Source organism: Fulverythrobacter ferritrahens, assembly GCF_020539485.1.
In the GTDB taxonomy this organism is placed as follows: Bacteria; Pseudomonadota; Alphaproteobacteria; order Sphingomonadales; family Sphingomonadaceae; genus Andeanibacterium; species Andeanibacterium ferritrahens.
On record NZ_JACDXU010000008.1, the window covers coordinates 1 to 22523 of the forward strand.

25 protein-coding genes are annotated in these 22523 nt (G+C 62.5%); 9 read left to right on the forward strand and 16 right to left on the reverse strand.

Annotation, left to right across the window (positions count from 1 at the left end; all coding sequences use genetic code 11):
* Positions 1 to 267: 267 nt before the first annotated feature.
* Genes H0274_RS15385 through H0274_RS15400 form a run of 4 tightly spaced genes read right to left on the reverse strand, consistent with a single transcriptional unit; the run spans position 268 to position 3621 of the window.
* Complete coding sequence (locus H0274_RS15385) at positions 268 to 825, reverse strand: hypothetical protein (RefSeq protein WP_226796505.1); 558 nt, start codon at positions 823 to 825, stop codon at positions 268 to 270.
* Complete coding sequence (locus H0274_RS15390) at positions 822 to 1253, reverse strand: c-type cytochrome (protein WP_226796506.1); 432 nt, start codon at positions 1251 to 1253, stop codon at positions 822 to 824. The genes H0274_RS15385 and H0274_RS15390 overlap by 4 nt, the downstream gene beginning before the upstream one ends.
* 8 nt (positions 1254 to 1261) lie before the next feature.
* Entirely contained in the window at positions 1262 to 2824 is a 1563-nt protein-coding gene (locus H0274_RS15395) for an FAD-binding oxidoreductase (protein WP_226796507.1), read from the reverse strand.
* Positions 2825 to 2856: 32 nt separating this feature from the next.
* Positions 2857 to 3621 carry an SDR family NAD(P)-dependent oxidoreductase gene (locus tag H0274_RS15400; RefSeq protein ID WP_226796508.1) on the reverse strand — a complete coding sequence of 255 codons (765 nt, stop codon included), beginning with the start codon at positions 3619 to 3621 and terminating at the stop codon, positions 2857 to 2859.
* A gap of 134 nt (positions 3622 to 3755) precedes the next feature.
* Here H0274_RS15400 and H0274_RS15405 point away from each other — a divergent pair, with 134 nt between their 5' ends.
* A complete protein-coding gene (locus H0274_RS15405; RefSeq protein ID WP_226796509.1) occupies positions 3756 to 4628 on the forward strand; it encodes a hypothetical protein in 873 nt (290 codons plus the stop codon).
* On the forward strand, positions 4625 to 5821 hold the full coding sequence (locus H0274_RS15410) for an MFS transporter (protein ID WP_226796510.1): 1197 nt from the start codon (positions 4625 to 4627) through the stop codon (positions 5819 to 5821). Before H0274_RS15405 ends, H0274_RS15410 begins: the two co-directional genes overlap by 4 nt.
* Here the strand turns inward: H0274_RS15410 and H0274_RS15415 are convergent.
* Together H0274_RS15415 and H0274_RS15420 are read right to left on the reverse strand one after the other, a co-directional pair.
* Positions 5811 to 6239, reverse strand: coding sequence for a nuclear transport factor 2 family protein (locus tag H0274_RS15415; RefSeq protein ID WP_226796511.1), 429 nt, complete (start codon positions 6237 to 6239; stop codon positions 5811 to 5813). The two genes, H0274_RS15410 and H0274_RS15415, sit on opposite strands and share 11 nt — an antisense overlap.
* Before the next feature lie 79 nt (positions 6240 to 6318).
* Positions 6319 to 6831, reverse strand: a complete 513-nt coding sequence (locus H0274_RS15420) for a MarR family winged helix-turn-helix transcriptional regulator (protein WP_226796512.1) — start codon at positions 6829 to 6831, stop codon at positions 6319 to 6321.
* Between the two features lie 171 nt (positions 6832 to 7002).
* Here H0274_RS15420 and H0274_RS15425 point away from each other — a divergent pair, with 171 nt between their 5' ends.
* Positions 7003 to 8493, forward strand: a complete 1491-nt coding sequence (locus H0274_RS15425; protein ID WP_226796513.1) for a carotenoid oxygenase family protein — start codon at positions 7003 to 7005, stop codon at positions 8491 to 8493.
* A gap of 52 nt (positions 8494 to 8545) precedes the next feature.
* Here H0274_RS15425 and H0274_RS15430 read toward each other — a convergent pair whose 3' ends face one another.
* The gene (locus tag H0274_RS15430; RefSeq protein ID WP_226796514.1) at positions 8546 to 9112 is read right to left on the reverse strand and encodes a TetR family transcriptional regulator; all 567 of its coding nucleotides are present in this window, start codon (positions 9110 to 9112) and stop codon (positions 8546 to 8548) included.
* A 69-nt stretch (positions 9113 to 9181) separates the two neighbouring features.
* On the opposite strand from H0274_RS15430, the gene H0274_RS15435 reads away from it, so the two are divergent.
* Positions 9182 to 10216 carry an aromatic ring-hydroxylating dioxygenase subunit alpha gene (locus tag H0274_RS15435; protein WP_226796515.1) on the forward strand — a complete coding sequence of 345 codons (1035 nt, stop codon included), beginning with the start codon at positions 9182 to 9184 and terminating at the stop codon, positions 10214 to 10216.
* 72 nt (positions 10217 to 10288) lie between these two features.
* Here H0274_RS15435 and H0274_RS15440 read toward each other — a convergent pair whose 3' ends face one another.
* From H0274_RS15440 to H0274_RS15465, 6 genes are all read right to left on the reverse strand, one after another.
* Complete coding sequence (locus tag H0274_RS15440; RefSeq protein ID WP_226796516.1) at positions 10289 to 10792, reverse strand: DUF1097 domain-containing protein; 504 nt, start codon at positions 10790 to 10792, stop codon at positions 10289 to 10291.
* 131 nt (positions 10793 to 10923) lie between these two features.
* Complete coding sequence (locus H0274_RS15445; protein ID WP_226796517.1) at positions 10924 to 11313, reverse strand: nuclear transport factor 2 family protein; 390 nt, start codon at positions 11311 to 11313, stop codon at positions 10924 to 10926.
* 27 nt (positions 11314 to 11340) lie between these two features.
* A complete protein-coding gene (locus tag H0274_RS15450) occupies positions 11341 to 11868 on the reverse strand; it encodes a DUF3237 domain-containing protein (protein ID WP_226796518.1) in 528 nt (175 codons plus the stop codon).
* Positions 11868 to 12620, reverse strand: coding sequence for an SDR family oxidoreductase (locus H0274_RS15455; RefSeq protein WP_226796519.1), 753 nt, complete (start codon positions 12618 to 12620; stop codon positions 11868 to 11870). The genes H0274_RS15450 and H0274_RS15455 overlap by 1 nt, the downstream gene beginning before the upstream one ends.
* A gap of 67 nt (positions 12621 to 12687) precedes the next feature.
* A complete protein-coding gene (locus tag H0274_RS15460; protein WP_226796520.1) occupies positions 12688 to 13077 on the reverse strand; it encodes a nuclear transport factor 2 family protein in 390 nt (129 codons plus the stop codon).
* Positions 13074 to 14729, reverse strand: a complete 1656-nt coding sequence (locus H0274_RS15465) for a GMC family oxidoreductase (protein ID WP_226796521.1) — start codon at positions 14727 to 14729, stop codon at positions 13074 to 13076. Before H0274_RS15465 ends, H0274_RS15460 begins: the two co-directional genes overlap by 4 nt.
* Positions 14730 to 14809: 80 nt before the next feature.
* Between H0274_RS15465 and H0274_RS15470 the strand changes: the two genes are divergently transcribed.
* The 3 genes from H0274_RS15470 to H0274_RS15480 all read left to right on the forward strand — a co-directional run bounded on the left by H0274_RS15470 (position 14810) and on the right by H0274_RS15480 (position 17196).
* A complete protein-coding gene (locus H0274_RS15470; protein ID WP_226796522.1) occupies positions 14810 to 15202 on the forward strand; it encodes a nuclear transport factor 2 family protein in 393 nt (130 codons plus the stop codon).
* A gap of 104 nt (positions 15203 to 15306) precedes the next feature.
* Entirely contained in the window at positions 15307 to 16437 is a 1131-nt protein-coding gene (locus H0274_RS15475; RefSeq protein ID WP_226796529.1) for a cobalamin-independent methionine synthase II family protein, read from the forward strand.
* Between the two features lie 3 nt (positions 16438 to 16440).
* Entirely contained in the window at positions 16441 to 17196 is a 756-nt protein-coding gene (locus H0274_RS15480) for an IclR family transcriptional regulator (RefSeq protein ID WP_226796523.1), read from the forward strand.
* Between the two features lie 6 nt (positions 17197 to 17202).
* Here H0274_RS15480 and H0274_RS15485 read toward each other — a convergent pair whose 3' ends face one another.
* Positions 17203 to 18420: a helix-turn-helix domain-containing protein gene (locus tag H0274_RS15485; RefSeq protein ID WP_226796524.1), complete on the reverse strand. Its 1218-nt coding sequence runs from the start codon at positions 18418 to 18420 to the stop codon at positions 17203 to 17205.
* Positions 18421 to 18567: 147 nt separating this feature from the next.
* Here H0274_RS15485 and H0274_RS15490 point away from each other — a divergent pair, with 147 nt between their 5' ends.
* Positions 18568 to 20685: a TonB-dependent receptor gene (locus H0274_RS15490; protein ID WP_226796525.1), complete on the forward strand. Its 2118-nt coding sequence runs from the start codon at positions 18568 to 18570 to the stop codon at positions 20683 to 20685.
* A 115-nt stretch (positions 20686 to 20800) separates the two neighbouring features.
* Positions 20801 to 21124, forward strand: coding sequence for a YnfA family protein (locus H0274_RS15495; RefSeq protein ID WP_226796526.1), 324 nt, complete (start codon positions 20801 to 20803; stop codon positions 21122 to 21124).
* Between the two features lie 61 nt (positions 21125 to 21185).
* Here the strand turns inward: H0274_RS15495 and H0274_RS15500 are convergent, their stop codons facing one another.
* Complete coding sequence (locus H0274_RS15500) at positions 21186 to 21980, reverse strand: hypothetical protein (protein ID WP_226796527.1); 795 nt, start codon at positions 21978 to 21980, stop codon at positions 21186 to 21188.
* Positions 21977 to 22348, reverse strand: a complete 372-nt coding sequence (locus H0274_RS15505) for a DUF6152 family protein (protein ID WP_226796528.1) — start codon at positions 22346 to 22348, stop codon at positions 21977 to 21979. The genes H0274_RS15500 and H0274_RS15505 overlap by 4 nt, the downstream gene beginning before the upstream one ends.
* Between the last annotated feature and the right edge of the window lie 175 nt (positions 22349 to 22523).

The window sequence follows — 22523 nt, forward strand, 5'->3', positions numbered from 1 at the left end:
GGTGCGGCTGGGCCCGTTCCCTCCGCGCCTCCGCGTCTCCGCGTGAGTATTCTGGGTTCGCGCAAAGAGCGCAAAGGCCGCTGAGGGTGTAGCGCCTACCTCTATACCTCGTCATTCCCGCCCTTCGACGCCGCCTGCGGCGTCGCTCAGGATAAACTGCCGCAAAGCGGCAGGCGGGAATCCAGCAGCAACCGTCGGAACTGGGTTCCCGTGTTCTGCCTTCGGCAGTGCTTCGCAACCACGGGAATGACGAGATTGAAGTTGGCCCTACCCTTTCGGCACCAGCACCCAGCCCAGCACCAGCCCGGCATCCGGCCGTGCAGAGCCAGCGCTCGCCAATGCGGGGGCAGCGCCGCGCGGATCGGCGGCGTAGGCGGCCAGTGCCTCGGTCCAGCCATGACCCGCTGCCTTGGCCACGCGGCCCAGCGCGTTCCAGCCGGGGCGGCATTCTCCGCCGGAACATTGCCGTCCGCGCCCGTCGAGCCGGGCGGCGAGGACATAGCCTGCTTCCGCGGCGACTTCCGAAATCAGCAGCAAATCCGCATGGCGGCTGATGCCTGCGATCAGGGCGGGCCTGGCCGCCAGCACTTCCCGCATGAAGCGCACCCGGTCCCCTTCGATGGCCACGGAAGGAATGCCTTGCGCCTTGCCTGCCTCGGCAAAGCGGCGGCCAGCCTCCAGCGCGGGATCGTGCAACAGGATGCGCGCCTCGCCATGGCGCCAGCGCCATGCGGCAAGGCCGGACAGCGTCGGCACCGCCAGCGCGCTGAACGCGCCTGCGCCCAGCACGGCGCGGCGGCTGGCCTTCAGCGAAGCGGGGATCACTGCGCGCCCCCTGCCGAGCCCCCGGCAGGCCCCTTCCCGCTGGCGAGATATTCCGCGATCTGGCCAAGCTCCGCATCGCTCACCTCGCCGCGCGGGATAGCGGGCATGTTGCCGATGCCGTGGCGCGCGGCGAGGATGACGTAGCTCTTGTCCAGATCCTTGCGCGCTTCCAGATCCGGCACGTCCATCCGGCGGGCGAGCAGGCCGGAGCCCATGCCGTTCGCACCATGGCACATGATGCATTTTTCGACATAGGCCTTCTCCCCGCCCTGCGCATTGGGGCGCATGGCAAGGGTGACGGGATCGGGCGCCGGGGCCGGGCCAGCGCGCGGTGCGGGAGTGGCAGGCGCTTCCTCCGCGCCGCCCGAACAGGCCGCGAAAGTGCCGAGCAGCAGCGCACCCGCTGCCAGATACAGTGGTTTGGACATGCCGGTCTTCATTGTCCGCGCTCCCCCTTCAGGCGTTTCGGCCAGATCCCGCTCTTGCCCGGGGCAAGGATGCCATTGGGATCGAGCGCATCCTTCACTGTCTCGTTGAGGCGGGTAAGCGCGCCATTGTTCCAGCTATAGGTCTTGGCCACGAGGTCCATGTAATCCAGATGGGTGCGATATTCGCCGTACCCTTGCGCTTCCGCATCCTTCACCAGCGTGCGGAAGAAGGGATCGATCTTCGCCATCATCTCCGGACTGTCCTTGTCGAAGATCATCGCGTTGACGTTGATCAGGTGGCGTTCGCCAAAGGCGAAGCTGCCCTGATAATCCATTCCCCATTCCTGATAGCGGGCATAGGTGCGCTTGAACTGTTCCAGCGCCTTGGTGCCGTCCTGCGGCAGAATGGGCGAGAAGCCGATATGCCCGCCGCGCCCGCCGTACCAGTTCACGTTCTGCATCGGGAAGGTCATGGGCGTACCGGTCCAGCCCGAATATTCCTTGGGCTGGCCCTTTACCCAGGCAGTCGGCTTGATGAGCATCGGCTTGATGTCGTTCATCGCCTTTTCGAGCACCTTATAGGCGGCCTTGTTGACCTCCTCGCGCCCGTAGAGGCGCAGCGACACGCCCCACCAGCCGATGTTGAACTTCTTGCGGATGGCGGAGATCACATCCTCGCCCAGGGCGCCCGGCTTGTCGGTCCATTCGTCACGCCGGGTAAGAACGGCCGCCGCGCGCAGCCAGTTGCCGATGGAAGGGCTCTGCGTCAGCACGCGTTCGCGCCTTAGCGGCCCGATCACATCGACCATGGCCTTCAGATCTTCCGCCCTGTCGAATTCGACATCCATGCCCATCAGCGATTCGGGCTCGGGCATCAGCCACATGCCCATCTTGGTGACGATGCCGAAATTGGACTGGACGAACATCTGGTCCCACGCCGGGCCGAAGCCGAAGGGATAGGCCTGCCAGGTATTCGCGCCGGGGAAGGCGCCCATGCCGGTGCGCACCAGATCGCCATTGGGCAGGACGACTTCCAGCCCGCAGATGCTCTTGGTGTTCTCGCCATAGGGGGTGTAGCCCACCCCCCGGTCGAGCGCGTTGCCCATGACCGAGCCCCAGCTGTTGCCCGGTGTGGAAAGCCAGAAGGGCAGATTGTGGGCCTTGATGTAATCGTAAAGGTCGTAAAAGCTCACGCCCGGTTCGACCACCACGGTGCCGAACTGTTCGTCGAACTCGATCTTCTTCATGCCCGACAGGTCCAGCACCACGCTGCCCGCCAGCAGCGGCGCCGTGCCGCCATAGCCCAGGTTCTTGCCGCGGCTGATCGGCCAGAGCGGAAGCAGGTACTGGTTGGCGATCTTCACCACCGCCTGCACTTCTTCCACACTGGTGGGCGCGACGGCCCCGGCGGGATGATGCGCGTCATCATTGACGGCGAATTTGTCGAGATAGCTGGTCCGGTCGAGCTCTTCGAAGAAGACTTTCGATGTGCCCAGCACGCTTTCGAACGCGCGGCGCGCCTGATCGAGTTTCTGGGCAGTGAAACCGGGAGGAAGGGGCGTATCTGCCATTTTATGCTACCTTTGCGTCACTTGTGCACATGTCAGGCCGAAGCCCATTTGGTGCGCGCAGGCGGGCGGGCGCCCGCGTCCAGACGGATGATTTCACCATTTATCAATGGGGTGCGGATGATGAATTCGACCACCTGGCCATATTCCTCGGCGCGGCCGGCGCGCTTGGGAAATTCGTTGTCGGCCAGCAGTTCCGTCACCAGATCGGGCGGCAGCATGGCCACCATCGGCGTATCCATGAAACCCGGCGCCACCCCGTTCACCCGGATGGCATAATGCGAAAGATCGCGCGCCCATACCAGCGTCAGCGCGGCCAGCGCGGACTTTGACGCCGTGTAGGCCCCCATGCCCTGCTGCCCTTCGAAGCTGGCGATGGAGCATGTATTGACGATCACCCCGCGCTCCCCATCCGGGCCTGAGGGCTGATTGGCCATCATGCGATGCGCGACATGGCCGACAAGCTGCGTCGCGCCCAGCAGGTTCACCCCGATGATCGCGCGGAAATTCGCCATGTCGCCCGGCCCTTCCGGCGTGGCCACCGGGCCGAGGCCGCCGATCCCGGCATTGTTCAGGAGAATGTCGATCCGGCCATGCCGCGCGATCACCTCGGCCACCGCCGCCCTGACCGAAGCCTCGTCGCTCACGTCGCAGCGGATGAACTCCGCGCCTTCGGGCGCATCGCCCGACAGATCGAACGAGATTACCGTCGCGCCCGCCGCCAGCAGGCATTTTACGCCGCCTTCGCCGAGCCCTGAATTACCACCGCTGACGATGGCTATCTTGCCTGCCGGTTCCATACCCTCTCCCCTGCCGCTTCCCGCTTCGATAGAATGAAGCAACGCGGCATGACTTTAACGGGCGTTACTTTTGTTCTAGCATCGTGCCGAGTCAAGCGCGGGACGCAATACCCGCCACAAAGGAGGGGGAATAAATGACAAGCCGCGATGAGCTTTATGGTGCGCTGGATATGTATCTCGCGGCGCTGAACGCTCGCGATCCGTCGAAAATCCGCTGGGCGGACGATCCCTTCAACACGGAAAACAACGTGCGCCTGCAACCCGGTGACGGGCTGTGGAACACGATCACCGGGCAGGGCCCCTATGATCTGCGCTTCGCCGATGTGAAGACAGGCCAGGTGGCGCTGTTCACCTGCGTGGAGGAAACCAACGCCACCTCGCCCGCCGCCATCCGGCTGGGCCTGCAGGATGGGAAGATCGCGGAAGTGGAAACCGTGGTCGCCCGCAATGCCGATGAGGGCTTCCCTTTCCTCGGCCAGAAATTCGAGCGGAAACCGGCGATGGAAAATCCGGTGCCTGCGGGCGAGCAGTCCAGCCGCGAGGAATTGCTGGACATCGCCAATGGCTATTTCGAAACGATCGAGCGGAATGACGGCACGATCCGCACCCGTTTCTTCCCCACCTGCAACCGGGTGGAAAACGGCGTGCAGACCACCAACAATCAGGAGTTCCCCCTGCCCATCGCGCGACTGGGCTGCGAGGAACAGTTCCGCATGGGCTGGTATCGCTATGACGACCGCCTGCGCGGCCGCCGTTTCCCGCTGGTGGACGAGGAACGCGGGATCGTGCTGGCCTATGGCTTTATCGACCATTGCGGCATCGTGGGCGACTATACGCTGACGGATGGCACGCCCGCATCCAGCCCGGTGCGCCGCCCGCATTCCTATTATCTGGCCGAAGCCTTCAAGATTCGCGGCGGCGCGATCGAGCAGATCGAGGCGGATTTCCTGACCGTGCCCTACCATATGCCCTCCCCCTGGGATGCCCGGGTGGAGCCGCTTACGTGAACGGGCGGACTATCCTCGCGCTCGTCCTGATGGCGGGCGTGATGCTGATCGATGGCTATGATCTCAACGCCATGTCGCTCGCGCTCAAATGGCTGGCGCCGGAAATGGGGCTGGAGCCGACCGCCTTCGCCATGGTCCAATCCGCCGATCTGCTCGGCCTTGGCGCGGGCGCTTTCCTGATCGCGCCGCTGGGGGACCGGATCGGGCGCAAGCCTCTGATCGTGGGCGGCGTGCTGGGCATAGCCGTGGCTACCGCCGCGACCGCCTTCTCCAGCGAAGTGCATCATTTCGCCTTCTGGCGCCTGCTCACCGGACTGGCCCTCGGCACATGCCTTGCCAACGTCTCGGCCCTGTCGAGCGAGGTTGCACCGGAAGGAAAACGCTCCACCATCATGGCCGTGGTTTCCGCCGGCATTGCCGTGGGCGCGATGCTGGCGGGCTTCACGGCGCCGGAAGTGGTCAGTTGGGGCGGATGGCGGATGCTGTTCTTCGTGCCCGCCGCCATCGCGCTGGTGCTCGGCCTCGGGCTGGCACTGGTCCTCAAGGGCGGACGGCCCGCCGGTGTGGAAAAGCGGGCCAGGGTTCCGTTGATGGAACTGGCGCGTGCCCCGCTGATCTTCCCCATGGCGGTGTTCACGGCGGCCTATATGGTCAATGCCATTGCGCTCTACATGCTGGTGCGCTGGATGCCGATCGTGCTGCCGGAAGACGTGTTCGGGGCCGAACTGCCCTCGCGCCTGCAGGGCCTGATGCAGGGCGCGGGCCTGCCCGTCAGCATTGCACTGGCCTTCCTGATCGACCGGTGGAAGCCCGGCCTCACCCTTGCGCTGGGCTATGCGGTGATCGCGCTTGCCTTCCTGGCCGTATGGGCATCGCCGATGCAGGTGCCGCTCTGGGCCACCTTGCTGATGATCGGCGGCGGCGGGATCGCGGGCATTCATGGCGCGCTGATGGCGCTCACCCCCAAGCTGTTTCCCTCAAGCGTGTTGTCCACAGCCATCGGCACGGCGGTTGCGGTGTCACGCGTGGGCGCCATCGCCGCGCCGATCTTCGGGGCCAGCCTGATAGAAGCCGGGATTTCTCCCGGCGGCTATTTCCTGGTGCTGGTGGTTCCCGCGGCGCTTTGCGGAGTTCTGGCCCTGATGGTGCCCAGGGTAATGCAAGGCGGCGCGGGATCGGGGGTTAGGGCCTGAAGTCCAGCCCGCCTGCCCGCTCGGCGAATTTCCATCCTTCGCCGGTCAGCACCATCCGGTCGCGATACCAGCCGACCAGCGGTGAGTTCGCGCTCTGGGTGGGCAGGCTTCCGTCCTCGGTCAGATCGCCCTGATAGAGGATGATGGCGCTGAAGGCGGTAGCCTCGGTCTCGCTCACCACATCCACCACGGTGTTGGCGATGACATGGCGCTGGGCGCGCGGCGCACGGGCAAGGAAGCTCGCCAGGATAGCCTCGCGCCCTTCAACCGGATCGCCGCCGCTGGGCCGCCGGAACAGGGCATCTTCCGCATAAAGCTGCGCGACGGCCTGCCAGTCCTGCGCATCGTTGAGATTGGCATAGAGATTGATCAGGCGGGTACAATCCGCTTCGATCGCGCGGCGGGTTTCCGCGCTCATTCCATTATTCGGCAAACTTGGCCTCCGCATCCATCATGGCTTGCAACATGCGGCGGCCTGAGCGCCGCCGGCGGGCCGATCAATCCGGCCGCGTTTCCTCAAGAAAGCGCCACTTGCCGCTATCGTCGCGCGCTTCCAATGTCTCGATCAAGCGGTCCAGTATTCGTTCGAGCGCGGCGACATCACCGCAATCGAGTTCGCTGAACAGATATTCCGCCACCTTTTCGCTCTGCGGACGCATGATCTCGTAAAGGCGGCGGCCTTCCTCGGTCAGCGTCAGCACCTTGCGGCGGCGATTGGCGGGATCTGTCGCCACGTCGATACGGCCATTACGCTCCAGCGTGGCGACGGCGCGGCTGACGCTCATCACGTTGACGCCGGTCATATCCGCCACTTCATGGCTGGCCGTGGCCCCAAGCGCGCCGATGGTCATCAGCAAGCGGAATTCGTTGAGGCTGATCTTGTAGCGATCCGCCAGATGGGTGGAAAACGGGGCCATCAGCACATTGGTCAGCTTCAGGAGCTGATGCAGCATTCGCACCTGATCGAGTTGCGAATTGCGCGTTTTCTTTTCTGCCGCCCTGCTTGCCATCACACCTTTCCTGCGCGATTGTTGCCCGCGCGGTCAATTCGCTGGCGTTTCGAATCCACTGTAATCTTCGGCCCGCCCCGGTTCATCCTCCGAACCGGGCGTTCGGCCTTGGCAGCTATCGTAACACCCGTTAGGAACGCCTCTACAAGAAACCCGGGGGAGAAGCGAGGCATGGACGCCTTTCCGCAGACCATTCATTTTATCGGTTCCAACACACCGCGCCGGATGGAAATTTCCGTGCGCGATCTCGAGGTTGAAGGCCAGATTCCCGCAGAAGTCGACGGCGCCTTTTTCCGCGCCGTGCCCGACAATGCCCACGCCCCGATGTTTCCGGATGATATTGCGCTGAATGCCGATGGCATGGTGGCGCGTTTCAACATCCAGAACGGCGCGGTGGATTTCGACATCAAATGGGTCGGCACCGATCGCTACAAGGCTGAAAAGGCGGCCCGCCGCTCGCTGTTCGGTCAGTATCGCAATCCCTTCACCGATGATCCCAGCGTCGAAGGCGTGGACCGCACCGTCGCCAACACCACCCCCGTGTGGCACGCCGGTCGCCTGTTCATGACCAAGGAAGACGGGCTGGGGCACGAGATCAATCCCCACACGCTCGAAACCGTCGGCAAGTGGACCTATAATGGCGCGCTGAAGTCCGAGACCTTCACCGCCCATCCCCGCATCGATCCGGAAACGGGCGAACTGTTCTTCTTCGGTTACGAAGCTGGCGGCCTATGCGATCCGCATGTGGCCTATTGCATCGCCGACAAGGACGGCAATCTGGTTTCCGAACAATGGTTCCAGCAGCCCTATCTCTCCACGATCCACGATTTCGTGATCACCGAGAAATATGCGATCTGGCCGATCTTCCCCACTCTGGCCGATCTCGACCGCCTGAAGGCCGGCGGCGCGCACTGGGCGCACCGGCAGGATCTGGAAAGCTGGATCGGCATCATGCCGCGTTATGGCAAGGTGGAGGAAATGAAGTGGATCAAGGGGCCGGTCGGCGTCTCCGTGTTCCACGAAGTGAACGCCTATGACGATGGCGATCTGGTCCATATCGATCTGTGCCTGACCAACACCAATGCCTTCTCCTTCATGCGTGAAGCCGGCGGCATCAATATCCCGCAGCAGGAAGTGCAAGGCGGGCTGGTGCGCTGGACGCTCGACATGTCGAAGGACGAACCTCAGATCGAGGAGCGCCCGCTTGGCCCTCCGGGCGATCTGCCGCGCCTCGCCGATGCCGATCAGGGCCGCAATTATCGCGTGGCCTGGTATCTCAGCATGAACCCGCAGGGCGGCCCGCCCATGCCGGGTGGCCCCGTTGGCGCCAATTTCAACTGCCTGCTGCGGATCGAACCCGGCAATGGCCGCGTGGAATTGATGGGCGTCCCCCCCGGTGCCGCTATCAGCGAGCCCGCGCATGTCCCCTCCAGCGAGGCAGGCCATGATGGCTGGCTGCTGACCGTGGTGGACATTCCGAACAATCCCGATCCTTCGCAGCAGATCCCGGGGGACTATTCCTCCGAATTGTGGATCGTGGATGCGGGCAATGTCGCCGCCGGTCCGGTGGCCAAGGTGAAGACCGGCCTTGCCCTGCGCAGCCAGGTTCATGGCAGCTGGGTCAGCCGCGAAAAGATGAACGCCTCAGTCCTCAAAGGCTGAGCATCAAGGCGCCCCCTCCTCGTTGGATGAGGGGGCGCATCCTGCCTTCAGCCTAGGCCGTAAAAGGCTCGAACCCTCGCACCAGCGCCTGCAAACCGGCCTCGAAGCTGCGGTCCAGATCGAGCATTCCCTCAAGGAAATGGTGCATGGGGCCGTTCGCCTCATAAGTGCTCCAGCCCAGGGCCAGCGAGATCACTGCCGCTCTCGCGCTCAGGGCGCTGGCCTGATCCAGCCCGAGATCGGTAAGCGGAGCAGCAATGGCCGGCGCCTGTGCAGCCTCGCCCTGAGGTGCGGGAGGCGCAATGGCGAAAAGCCGCGCCGCATCCCGTTCCCGCAGCATGCCGCGCCTCAAGGCCCTGCCATATTCGACCAGCCATTCACGCCAGTCGGCGCAGGCCCCCACTTCCTCCTGTGCCTGACGATAGATCGCGCCCGTCATCAGGCCCAGCAATTCGTTCTTGTCGCGGAAATGCCAGTAGAGCGCCGGAGCCTGCACCTGCAGACGCGCGGCAAGGCGCCGCATGCTGAGCGCCTCGATCCCTTCCTCCCGCAGAAGCGCGAAGGCAGCATCGACCACCAGCTTGCGATCCAGGGCGGGGGCTATGCGCTTGGCCATCATGAGATGGATTGACTCCTTAACGGTGTTAAGTCAACTTCGACGGGAGAGTGTGAAGCCAAAGAGCAAATCATGAATTACGTGCGCAATGCGTGGTATGTCGCCGCATGGTCGGAGCAGATCGAGGACGGGAAGCCGTTTGCGATCACGATCCTGGATCAACCTCTGGCGATCTATCGCGGCGAGAGTGGCGCTCTGGCCGCTCTGGAGGATCGGTGCGTCCACCGTCTGGCTCCGCTTTCCCTTGGCCGCTGCGAGGGAGACAGGCTGCGCTGCATGTATCACGGCCTGCTGTTCGGGCCCGATGGCAAGGTGGTGGAGATTCCGGGGCAGGAGAGCATACCTCCGCAGGCCCGCGTGAGGGCATATCCGACCGTTGAGCGCCATAGCTGGGTGTGGATCTGGATGGGAGATCCCGAGCTTGCGGACGAAGCGCTTGTCCCGCCTGCGGTAGGTCTCGATCATCCGGATTACATATTGGGCCATGGCCATCTGGACTATCTGGCCGAAGCGCGGCTGATAAACGACAACCTGCTGGATTTCAGCCACCTGACCTTCGTTCACACCAACAGCTTTGGCGCCGGACCTGAATTCGCAGCCACTCAGGCGAAGATTACTCCGCTCGATCGGGGCATACGTTATGAACGCTGGATCGAGAATTCGCTCGGATCGTCCTCGCGCAAGAGCGATGTGCCGATGGACAGCTATATGTCCTATGATTTCCTGATCCCCGGCATCCTGCTGATGACCGGCGGAATTTTTCCGCTCGGCACTGCAAGGGCCTGCGATTTCGGCGCTCCGGATATCGACCGGGCAACAGGCGGCGTGACCTTCACCAGCCAGGCGGTGACACCTGTGACAGGCAAGACCTCGCGCTATTTCTTCTCTTGGGGTCCGCATCGCCGCCATGGCGACGAGGCTCTGCGCGACATGCTGATGGGCATAGCCGGCCAGGCCTTTGACGAGGACAAGGTGATGATCGAAGCCCAGCAGCGCGTGATCGACCGCACGCCCGATCCTCGCATCATGCCCACGGCACATGACAAGGGCGTCACCATGTTCAACCGGCTGGTCGAACGATTGGCCAAGGCGGAGGCCGGGACATAACCTTCGCCCATAGAAAAGGGGCGGCCCCATGCGGGTGCCGCCCCAGTTCTTCCTGCGAGCGCAAATGCGTGTTTACGCTTCTTTCTTCGTGAGTGCGTTTGCCACCACTTCCGACACATAGCCGAACACCGCGCCGATAATCACCGCGGCAACCACAGGCATCAGGGCCGCTTCCGGCGCATCGCCGCGCAGGATGATCGGACCGGCGATCGAAGCAAAGCCATAGACGCTGGCCGGAATGGTCGAGAGCAGCGGAACCACGCTCGACAGGCAGATCAGCGCGGCGCCCAGACCGACGGCTACGGCGGTGCCGATTTCAGCGCCCAGCGCGCTGCCAAGCGGGCCGGATGCGAGCATCACGGCGCCCATGCCGACGATGGCGCCCCAGGTCATGCAGGCAATGGCCGTGGTCGTGCCCTTGATGCCGCCGCCCGAATGGAAGTGACAGCCCCAGGCAATGAACGAAACCCAGACGAGCCCGGCCAGGATGCTGGACGCAAGCGGACCGACGAAAAGCCAGGTGTCGAGAACGGCGAGCAGGCCGACCGATAGGGCCAGCGCGACTACTGCAGGCATAGAGATTCCCCCAAAACGATATGTTGTTCTTTATGCGCGGGCCGGTCGTCGCCGCCCGCAAAGGGAAGCTATGCGAAGCGCGCCCGTGCGTCCATTGCTTTTGTCCGGCTATTCCCCAGCAGCCGGAGCCATCAGAAAATGCCGTTGGAATGAGGCAGGGTTTCGGGGATTTCCTGCAGCACTTCCCAATGCTCTTTCACCTTCCCGTCTTCCAGACGGAAATAGTCGATGATCGACATGCCCGGATCGCCGGGAAAGCGCACCGTGTGGATATGGAAGATCGTGTAATCCCCATCCACGAAGCTGGCCTTGATCGAGAAGCTGATGTCCTTGAAGCGGCTGGCGCGATTTTCGAAGAAATCGCGCAACCCCTCCTTGCCTTCGCTGGCGGCCGTGGAGTGCTGGATGTAGCCGTCCGCCAGAAATTCGTCGATCTTGCTGGCATCGAACCTGAACAGCATCTCGTTATACATGCGGGTGCAGAAATCGAGATTGGCCTGTTCCTGAGGCGTCCGGCTCATTGCATTTCTCCTCACACCCCTATGTGCTTAAACCAACGCGTAATAGCGCAGCAGATTGCCGTCGCTGCGGCGCTCCCCCACGCCGATGAAGACATGCTTGGTCAGCCAGTCATGCTTGCCAACGGGGCATTCGAAAGTCGGGTTGCCGCGCAGATAATATTCCTCGTGAGGAACAGGCTGTCCGCCATTGAAGGCCCAGTCACGCAGGCGGGCCATGGTGTCGGGCTTGCGGCCCCACAGGAAGCCCTTGTTGTTGAGCAGGATGATCGTGCCGTCATCTTCCTGCAGCAGATAGCGCGCGTCGAACACGGCGACATCGTCGGGGCGGAAATAGGCATAGTCGCCGCCCGAACCGGGAATGGCGCGACCACGAATGTTCGGCCCTTCAAAAGTGCCGCCCTGCACCAGCACGGCGCTGCGCATCCCGCCATTGGGATGGGGCGCGATCGTGTAGTTTTCGGGGAAGGTCAGGCGGACCTCCATCACGAATTCCATGCGCGGATTGTCCACCGTCGAAAAAGGCGGCTGGAACGGAGTAGTATCGGAAAAGCTCATCAACGCAGCTCCAGCATGCCGCCATCCACGAAGAGATTGGCAGCGGTAATGAATGAGGCATCGTCAGAAGCCAGGAACAACACGGCCTTGGCCACTTCCTCGCCCTGGCCCATGCGGTGCATCGGCACGTTCTCGATCATCTTTTCCTTGAGGGCCGCGATTGCCTCATCGGTCATGCCGGGATTGCGATAGAGCAGCGGTGTATCGATGGGGCCGGGGCTGACCATGTTGAGGCGGATGCCTTCGGAAACCAGCTCGCCCGCGAAGACCTTCATCGCGGCATAGAGCCCGCCCTTGGCCGCGGCATAAACGGCATTGCCCGGCAGGCTGGCATGGGCGCCGATCGATCCGGTGACGACCACCGAACCGCCCCTGCCCATGATCCGCACGGCCTTCTGCAACGCGAAGACGCAGCCCTTGAGATTGATCGAATGGGTGTGGTCCCAGGCATCGGGAGTAATGTCTCGCAAGGGCGCAAAGCCCCCAACGCCCGCATTGATGTAAAGCACGTCGATCCGGCCGTCCTCGGCCTCGATCTGCGCTACCACATCCTCGCTGGAGGTAATGTCGGCAATGTCTGCCTGATAGCCCTTGCTTCCGGGAACGGAGGCAACCGTTTCGTCCAGCGTTTGCCGGTTGCGGCCGGTAATATGGACCTTGGCACCTTCCGCCGCGAAGGCCTTGGCGGTAGCCAGGCCCATGCCGCTATTGCCGCCCATCACCAGGACGATCTTGTCCTTGAAACGCATCATTCTCTCCCTTTGCCTCCTCATTCGGCCCGGCGTTGGCCAAGCCAAACGAGGTAAGCGGCTTATCTTCTCAGAACGGTGAAATCGGGTTTGGGCCACCCTCGATCACGTCCTGCATCACGTCCCAATGTTCGATCACCTTGCCATCTTCCACCCGGAAGATGTCGATCACGGCCCAGCCCGGATCGCCGGGGAAACGGCGCACATGATAATGCACGGTCACGTGATCCCCATCCACGAAGGCGCGCTTCACATCGTGGACCGCCTCGGGCGTCTGGCCCTTGATCATGTCGAGAAAGTCCTTGAGCGGCTGCTTGCCCGGCTGGACCGACTGATTGTGCTGGATGTAGCCATCGGCGATGAAGCGATCGACCGCGCTGGAATCCATCGGGTTCAGCACTTGGGCGAACATGTCCAGCACCAGCTTGAGGTTCGCCTCTTCCTGCGGAGTGCGGCTCACGCGGCCTTTCCTTCGCTCAGTTCGGCGCGCGGCAGGCTCTGGCCCTTGATGATGTCCGCCGCCTTTTCAGCCAGCATCATCACCGGCAGGTTCGTGTTGCCGCCCGGCACTGTCGGCATGACCGAGCAATCGACCACGCGCAGCCCTTCCACCCCGATCACCTTGAGATCGCTATCGACCACGGAACGTTCGCCCATGGCCATGGAGCAGGTGCTGGTGGGATGCATGCCGACATAGCAGGTCTCGCGCACATAGGCGTCGATCTCGTCATCGCTCTGCACCACTTCGCCTGGCGTCCGTTCCCGCCCCACAAGCTCCGCCATCGGGCCGGAGCGATAAATGCGCCGTGCGGTGCGGATCGCGTCGCGCATCTGCGCCCGGTCGTTTTCGGTGGCCATGATGTTCAGCGTCACCGCGGCCACGTCGCGCGGATCGGCGCTCTTCAGTTCCACCCAGCCCCGGCTTTCCGGATGCAACTGCACCAGCCCGGCCCAGAACACATGTTCCTGTTCCTTGCGAATACCGGGGAACCAGGTCTGCGCATCGAAGCGGATCGGGTTGACCATGATCTGCAGATCGGGCCGGTCATATTTGTCGCTGGTGCGGACCACGACATTGCAACTGTTCACCTGCGAAGCCATCGGGCCAGTGCCGGTCAGCGCCCAGCGGATGGCGTTGAAGGCGATCTTGTCCCAGCGGAGCTGGTTGATGAAAGTCACGCGCTTCGTCGCATCCCACTCGAGCGAGGCAGTGGGGTGTTCCTGCAAATTGCGGCCCACGCCGGGGCTGTCATGCAAGACTTCGATGCCATGGCTTTTCAGATGTTCCGCCGGGCCAATGCCCGAGAGCATCAGCAGATGCGGCGAATTATAGCTGCCGCCCGAGAGGATCACCTCGCGATTGGCGCGGATCACTTCCGGGCCGGCGGGAGTATCGACTTCCACGCCGACGCAGCGCTTGCCTTCGAATACCACGCGCCGGGTCAGCGTGCCGGTGCGCACGACAAGATTGGGGCGGCCAAGGGCAGGCTTGATATAGGCGGTGGCGCCGCTCACCCGGCGGCCCTTCGCGTCCACGGTCTGCTCACCCCGGGCAAAGCCTTCCGGCTTGTCGCCGGCGAGGTCCTCAGTCGTCTCGAACCCGGCGGCCTTGGCGCTGGCCATCATCGGTTCGTGCAGCAGGAAAGGCGAATCGATCGGGCGGACGGCAACCGGGCCACCCTTGCCGTGATACTGGCTTTCGCCCCGCCAGCTGTCCTCCATCTTGCGGAAATAGGGCAGCACATCCGCGAAGGACCAGCCACGCGCGCCCATCTGGGCCCACTGATCGTAGTCCAGCGGATGGCCCCGCATGGCGAACATGCCGTTGATAGAGCCCGAACCGCCCATCACCTTGCCGCGCGGCAGAGGCATGCGGCGTCCGTTCAGATGCGGTTCTTCCTCGGTCCAGTAGGTCCAGTTGAAGCGCGGATCGGGCATCGCCTTGAGGAAAGCCAGCGGCATGCGCAGGAAAATGTGATCGTCCTTGCCACCAGCTTCGATCAGGAGAACCCTGTTTCGCGAATCCTCGCTCAGCCGCGCGGCCATGACGCAGCCGGCCGAGCCGCCGCCCACCACGATGTAATCGAAACTCTCTGCAGAACCTGTCGCCATCGGCATCTCTCCCTTGCCGGTTTTCTAACGGTCGTTACAAAGCGAGGCAAGGACACTCCGTAAAATGAGAGGGACCGGGAATGACCCGAGAGGATTATGAACGCTATGTCGCGGCTTTCAACGCGCGCGACTACGATGCCGTGTTTGACTTCTATGCCGAAAATCCGCGCATGGCGTTTTTCGGAATAGAGATCACCAGTCGCCAGCAATTGAAGGATTTCTACGGCTTCCTGCATCAATATGTGAAGGAGACCGTGGAAGTGGAGCGGTTTGCCGGCTCCGATGAGATGGCAGCTGTTGAAGGGGTTGTCCGGATCGAAGGCATTGACGATCTGACGCCTGAAATCCTGCTGGAGAACGGAATGCCGCAATTCTTTCCGATCCAGACAGGAGAGGTGCAGGAAATGCGGCAGTATATTCATTACCATTTGAAGGATGGTAAGATAGAAAGCGTGGGCTGCGCTCTCGTCTGAACAAGGCCAGGTTCTTCTTGTGGAAGAGCGAGCTTCGCGCCGCTCTTTCACACTTGCGTTTATTTCGCATATATGAAACATGGGCCTTCTGACCTGAAGGAGCCCTGACTTTGATCAAAACCACCCATGTCGGCAGCCTGCCCCGCGGGCCCGAACTTGTTCCGCTGCTGCTGGCCCGGGACAAGGGCGAGCCTTATGACGTGGAGGAATTTGACCGCGTCGTGCAGGAAGCAGTGAACGAGGCAGTGGTCCAGCAGGTCGAGGCCGGGGTTTCCATCGTCAGCGACGGCGAACTCGGCAAGGTCGGCTATTCGACCTATATTATCGAGCGTCTTTCCGGCTTTGGCGGCCATTCCCCGCGCAAGCCCGCGCTGGACCTGGCCGAAGTGCCGGAACTGGCCCAGAAGCTTTCCGCCATCATGGGCGCGCAGGAATTTACCCGCGCCAGTGCCATCGCGCCGGTGAAGCTGGTCAATCTTCAGCCGCTGCACGATGACATTCGCCGCTTCCAGGCCGCTCTGGCCGGGCACGGGCACGGCGTGGCCGCCTTCATGAACTCGGCCTCACCCGGGCTCATCACGGCCTTTCAGCCGAACCAGTATTACCCCACACACGAAGCCTATCTGGCCGATCTCGTAGCGGCGATGCAGCCGGAATATGAAGCGATCGTGGAGGCCGGCTTCGACCTTCAGCTCGATTGCCCCGATCTGGCGATGAGCCGGCACACTGGCTATCAGGACCTGACGGAGGAAGAGTTCCTCAAGATCGCACGCGCCAATGTGGAAGCGCTGAACGAAGCGACGAAGAACATTCCGCCGGAAAAGCTGCGCATGCATGTGTGCTGGGGCAATTACGAAGGCCCGCATGATTTCGACATTCCGCTGGAACGGATCATCGACATCGTCCTGTCCGCGCGCCCCTCGACCATCCTGTTCGAAGCGGCCAATCCGCGACACGAGCATGAATGGGTCGTGTGGAAGAAGGCCGATCTGGAAGGCAAGATCCTGGCCCCCGGCCTGATCGACAGCTGTTCGAACTATATCGAGACCGCCGAGCTGATCGCCCAGCGTATCGAGCGGTTCGCCGCCATCGTGGGCAAGGATCGCGTGATTGCCTCCAGCGATTGCGGCTTCGGCACTTTCGCGGGCTATGGCAAGATCGACCCCGCCGTGACCTGGAAGAAGCTGCGGGCCCTGCGCGACGGCGCGGACATCGCGGACGCGCGGATCGCCTGATCCATGGAAGCGAAGGCGGGGGCCCAATCCAGCAGCGTCAAGTCGGCGACGCGCACACTCGACATCATCGAATATGTCGTCGCCGCCGGGCGGCCGCTGGTGGCGCAGGAAATCTCCAATGCGCTGGGTATCCCCGTCAGCAGCCTTTCCTATCTGCTCTCCACTCTGGCGGATCGCGATTATCTTCAGCGCGAGGGAAGGCGTTATACGCCCGGCCCCGGGCTGGAGCGGCTGCAAGCCAAGGGCGGCGCCTTTTCCTTGCTGGAACGGGCCGCTCCGCTGGTACGGACCTTGCGCATCCAGCTGAACGAAACCGCCAGCTTCTGGGTGCGCCATGGCTGGGAAATCGAACCCATCGCCACGGAAATGAGCGAGCAGGCGCTCCGCTATGCGGTGATTACCGGAACCCGCCTGCCGATGCATGCCCTGGCTTCCGGCAAGGCCGTACTCGCGGCACTGAGCGACGAGGAGCTCGATCGCTATTTCGCTGAAGTGAAGCTGGAAAAATTCACGCCCAACACCATCATCAACGAAACCAAGCTGCGCAAGCAGCTCGCCGAATTCCGCCAGCGGGGCTTCGCCCATATCGAGGAGGAATACAGCCTCGGCATCAACGGCATCGGCCGGGCGGTTCGGATCAAGGGCGAAGTGGTAGGGGCGCTTTCGGTGGCAATCCCCAAGGTGCGCTATGACGAGGCGCTGGAAAAGCGCGCGGAAGATTTGCTCGCGCGCGCCGCCAGCCTGCTGGAAGAAGAATAGGTTCGCTTAAGGCCGGCGATAGGCCACCATCAGCCGGTCGGAGAGATCCGCGCCTTGCTGTCCGGTGATCTCGAACAAGGTCTCGAAGCCCTTGCCATCCTCGGCCAGCGTTTCGACCCGCTCGGGCAGATCGGGCGATGCCAGGATGCGCGATAATCCCCGCAGGCCCGTGTCGCGCGCACCAGCGACAACCGCCACCAGTGCCCCGCCGGGTTCGGTGAATTCGGTGAAATAGCCGTAATCCCGGTAATATCGCGTGGAAGCGAGGCTCAGAGCCTCCCCGCTGATATAGGATTTGCGGGTCTTGCCGTCGATCAGCTCGTCATAGCTCTCGCCCACGGAGAAGCCGGAATTCATGAAATTCACGTCTTCCAGCAGGCCCATCCCGCTGATCAGCCCGATATAGACGACATTGCTGGTCTGGAACGTGTCGCTCGTCACCTGAGAGGCCGGCATGATCGTCACCCGCTTGTGATGCTGGGTAAGGATCGGCATCAGTTCGGTCAGGCCATAGGCGGAAGAGAAAGGCAGGTAATTCAGCCCCATATCTTCCGTCATCTCGTAGCGAGCGGGATTTGCTTCCTGCGCACGGGCCAGATCGGTCTTTGAATTGATCGAGAAATCGCGAATCAGACGGCCCGCCTCCGGGTTCATCGGATCGATTTCCCCGAAGATGTAATAATCGCCCATAACCACCACGATCGGCCGGTCGGATTCGAGGAAGGGCCGCCAGATCGGATTGACTTCCGGCGCGCCCCTTTCAGTCGCGCGGCCAAGGCCGAAGGCCACGGCAAGCAGCAACACCAGTGCCGCTACTGCTGCCCATGGCGCCCATTTGCGCGGATCGCGATGAAGCGGCAATCGGGGCTGGGGTTGCTCCGCCGCCAGGAAGCGCAGCGCATAAGTGCCGGATGGAATGGTCAGCTTGCCCGGGGCATCCTCCGCGCCATCCTGGCCATAAAACTCCTCGAGCCGCTTGCGCAGACGGTGAATATAGACGCGCACCGTGGCATCGTCATTCTCGCTGGCGGCCTGGCCGAACACGGTCTCGGCAATCTCGATCTGCGTCGCCGGCTCGGCCGACGGCCCCCGCCCGGCGAGGAAAGCGAACAGCTCCGCCAGACGCCCGCCTTCACCCAAAACGCCGCTGGACTTAACCCGCGCGACTTCGGTAGCGAATGCGGCAGTGTCGCCAGCACCCGTTCCGGTCTGTTCTGCGGTCATGTCATCCAATGAGAAACCCCCGATTTCGGCGCATTCAGGCAGGTGTAACGCGATGTAACGCTTGATTACCGTAATTAACTTGGAACGGTGCAGGCGGTTCCCCAAACGACCTGCAAGCAGAATGCAACTAACAGCTGGGGATCGGATTTGTCCAAAAATTTTGTCGCACTGTCCCGCCACGACCGGAACCTGCTGGCGGGGGTGGCCTCGGTCGGCCTGTTATGCACGGCCTCGGCCGGCTGGGCGCAGGATGCGCCTGCCGTCTCTTCCCAAGGACAGGCGAAGGACGAGCAAGGCACGGACGAAACCCCCGACAATGCCGTCAACTGGCATGGCGAAATCATCGTCTATGGTCGCGGTGAGAAGCGTATCGGCCAGGCCATCGCTGCCAGCGAAGGCGGAGTGGCAGGTGCAGACATCGAAATCCGCCCCCTGCTGCGTCCCGGCGAATTGCTGGAGGCAACACCCGGCCTGATCGCCACCCAGCATTCGGGCGGAGGCAAGGCCAACCAGTATTTCCTTCGCGGCTTCAACCTCGATCACGGCACGGATTTCGCGCTTTATATCGACGATATGCCGCAGAATTTCCGGACCCATGGCCACGGCCAGGGCTATCTGGATGTGAACGGCCTGATCCCCGAAGTCGTGGAGCGGGTGGATTACCGCAAGGGCCCCTATCGCGCCGACACGGGCGATTTCAGCTTCGTCGGTTCCAGCTTCATCACCACTCGTGACAAGATGGCGCCTTTCGCCGCAGTCGAGGCGGGCGAATATGGCTATCGCCGCGTAGTCGCGGGCGGCTCGGCAGAGGTCGGCAAGGGCAATTTGCTCGTGGCAGGCCAGGCCAAACTCAACAACGGCCCTTGGGAACTGCCAGAGGATTTTGAAGGCTATTCGGCCCTCGTCAAATATTCCGCCCCGCTGGGCGTGGGCGAGTTCAGGGCCTCGCTCAACATCTTCAAGGCCACCTGGGCGCCGACCGAGCAATTGCCGGAACGCACGGTGGGCTGGCTGGTAAAGGATCGCTACGGCTCGCTCGACCATACGTTGCGTGGCCGGACCGAACGCGAGACCTTCACGCTCAATTATGAAGATGACGACTGGCGCCTGACGGGCTGGGCCCAGCATTATGACTGGAGCCTGCTCTCCAACTTCACCTATTTCCTCGACGATCCGGTGAACGGCGACCAGCTGCGCCAATATGAGAAACTGTGGTCCTATGGCGGAAGGATCGAACGCAATTTCACTGTCTCCGACAGGCTCAAGCTGCGCGTCGGAACGGAGCTGCGGGAGGATTCGATCGATCCGGTGGGGCTGGACCATACGATCAATGGCCAGTTTGACTATGTGAAGACCGCCTTCGCCGTGAAGGAATCCTCTGCCGGCCTCTATGCCGAGGCGATCTGGCAGCCCGTCGACCGGCTGATGGTGATCGGCGGTATCCGTAATGACTGGTATCGCTTCCGCACCACCGACCTTGGCGGCGAGGCAGGCTGGAGCGGAGTGGTCAAGGATGACAGTTTCGCGCCCAAGATCGGCATCAATTACGAGATCGCGGACGGCATCGCCCTCTATGCCAATTATGGCGAGGGCTTCCATTCCAACGATGCGCGCGGCGTAACCAACCCCACCGATCCTGCACCGGGCCTGGTTGAAGGCGATTTCGAGGAACTGGGTTTCCGTGTCGAAAAGGGCGGGCTGATTTTCACCGGCGTCTATTGGTGGAGCTCGATCGAGAGCGAGCTGATCTATGTCGGCGATAGCGGCGCGGTGGAGCCCAGCGATCCCGGCGTGCGCCATGGCTATGAACTGACTGCCTTCTGGAAGCCCAATAGCTGGCTGGCTTTTGACGGCGTTCTCACGGGCTCCTCCGCCCATTATGTCGGCCTGCCGGAAGGAGAGAACTACGTGCCGGGCGCGCTGGAAAGCTCCGGCGAGCTGGGCGTTTCGGCACTGTTCGGTGAATGGAACGCGGCGGCGCGCCTGCGCTATCTCGGCCCGCACCCCCTGATCGAGGATAATTCGCAGCGCGGAAAGGCCACGACGCTGGTCAACTTCCGCGCCACCTGGACCCCCACCAGCAAGATGCTGAAGGGCTGGGAAGTCTACGGCGAATTGCTGAACGCGCTCAATTCCAAGGGCGACGACATCGATTATTTCTACGTCACCCGCTTCCCCGGCGAACCGGCCGAGGGGATCGAGGGGCGCAACAGCCGTATCGTGGAACCGCGCCAGTTCCGCATCGGCGTGAAGAAGACCTTCTAGACGAGACTCTCCCGACCCCCATTTTCCCAGCGGGGTCGCACTGGGCGCGGCCATGGTCACTCCGGCCGCGCCTATTTTTTGTTTCTCCAGCAAGGGCCTGCCCTATGATCGGGGCATGACCGCCCTTGCCTATATTCTTGCAGCGCTTGCCGAAATTGCCGGATGCTTTGCCTTCTGGGCGTGGCTGCGGATGGACAGGTCTCCGTTCTGGCTAGTGCCGGGCATGGCCTCGCTCGCGCTGTTCGCCTGGCTGCTGACGTTGATCGACAGCGATCATGCGGGCCGCGCCTATGCCGCTTATGGCGGGGTCTACATCGTTTCGGCCCTCGCCTGGCTCTGGGCCGTGGAAGGCGCAAGGCCTGATCGCTGGGATCTGATCGGCGGCGCCGTGTGCCTGGGCGGGGCGGCGATTATCCTGTTCGGCCCGCGCGCGGCCTGAAAGGAAATTCAAGGGCCCGCCACCGGCTTCTGCGTCCGGCGGCGAGCCCTTGCCCAGCGGGTTATTCGAAAATCGTATTTCCGTGTTCGTCGATCTGATTGCGATCGTTTTCGCTGCACTGGAATTCGATCAGCATGCCGTTGCGATCCCGGCCATAGCGGACCGTCAGCTTGAACGGCTCTTCCAGCGCTTCGGGATCGTCCAGCACCATCTCGTTCAGCAGCACATTGGGATCGGCCGGGTCGAGGTGAATCCGCTCGGTAATGCGCAAAGCGGGCGAATGGCCCATACCGCGCTGCAGTTCGAGCGTGTCATTGACCCCGATCGTATCGACCACCAGCGTATCGCCTTCCCAATGGCCAATCGAATGGCCCATGAAGGTCGGGTCGATTTCCTCCAAAGGAGGATGAGTGCGCCCATCCGTCCAGATCGTGCGGGTCTGCATCCAGGCTTCCTGGTTGATCGTTACCCGCCCGGGCGAGAAGATGAACTCGAACGGGTATTGGAAGGTCTGCATGATGCCCGGCATGCCCGGCGGCGAGCAGTTGGACTTGCTGCGCTTCACTACGCCGTCATTGGCCTTCACATCCGCACGATAGGCTTCATGGCGGGTCTTGAACTCCCCCTTGAGCTTGGGTGATCCAGCCCCGGAATCGCCTGCACGGAACTGGCCGAACCAGATGCCGCCCCAGTCAGGCAGGGCATCCAGCGCGGCATAGCGGCCCTTGGGATAGCCCGCGCTCTGGCCTTCCTGCAGCCCGTCCGGCGGAGGGGAAGCTGTCACAGAGCCAAGCTGGGCGGATACGGGTGATGCAAGCAGCAAGGCGAGCGAACTGGCCAATAGAAAGCGCTTCATTTCCAATCCCCCAGCATGAAGCCATCGGCCTTGCGGACCGCCACATAGCTGCCGCCCTTGCTGCCATTGCGCAGCGGATGGATTTTCAACGTCACCTTGTCGCCGGTCTTCAGGGTGGTGCGTTTCCAGCCTTCATTGGTGAGATTGTTGGGGCTGGTCATTTCGATAGCCCAGCGTTCGGTCTGGCCTTTCACCGGCACGTCGATCTCGATGAAGGCATGCGGGTTCTGCCATTTGAACTTAACCACCGTGCCTTCCAGCGGCACGGTCTTGTTCATGTCGAACATGGCGTAGGAATGGTGGGCGAAGGCTGCGCCTGCCGGTGCGAGGAGCGCCGCTGCAAGCGCAAGACGAAGTGCGTGTTTCATCGGTTTTCTCCTCAAACCTTGGGCACGTTGATCGGCGTGCCATCCTTGGGCAGTCCTGAATCGAGCACTTTTCCATCGGCCTTTTTGAGGTCGAGGAAGAGGCCGCCCTTCTTGCCGTCGCGCAAGGGGTTCATGCGCAGGGAGATCTTGTCTCCGGTCTTGAGCGAAGCGCGGC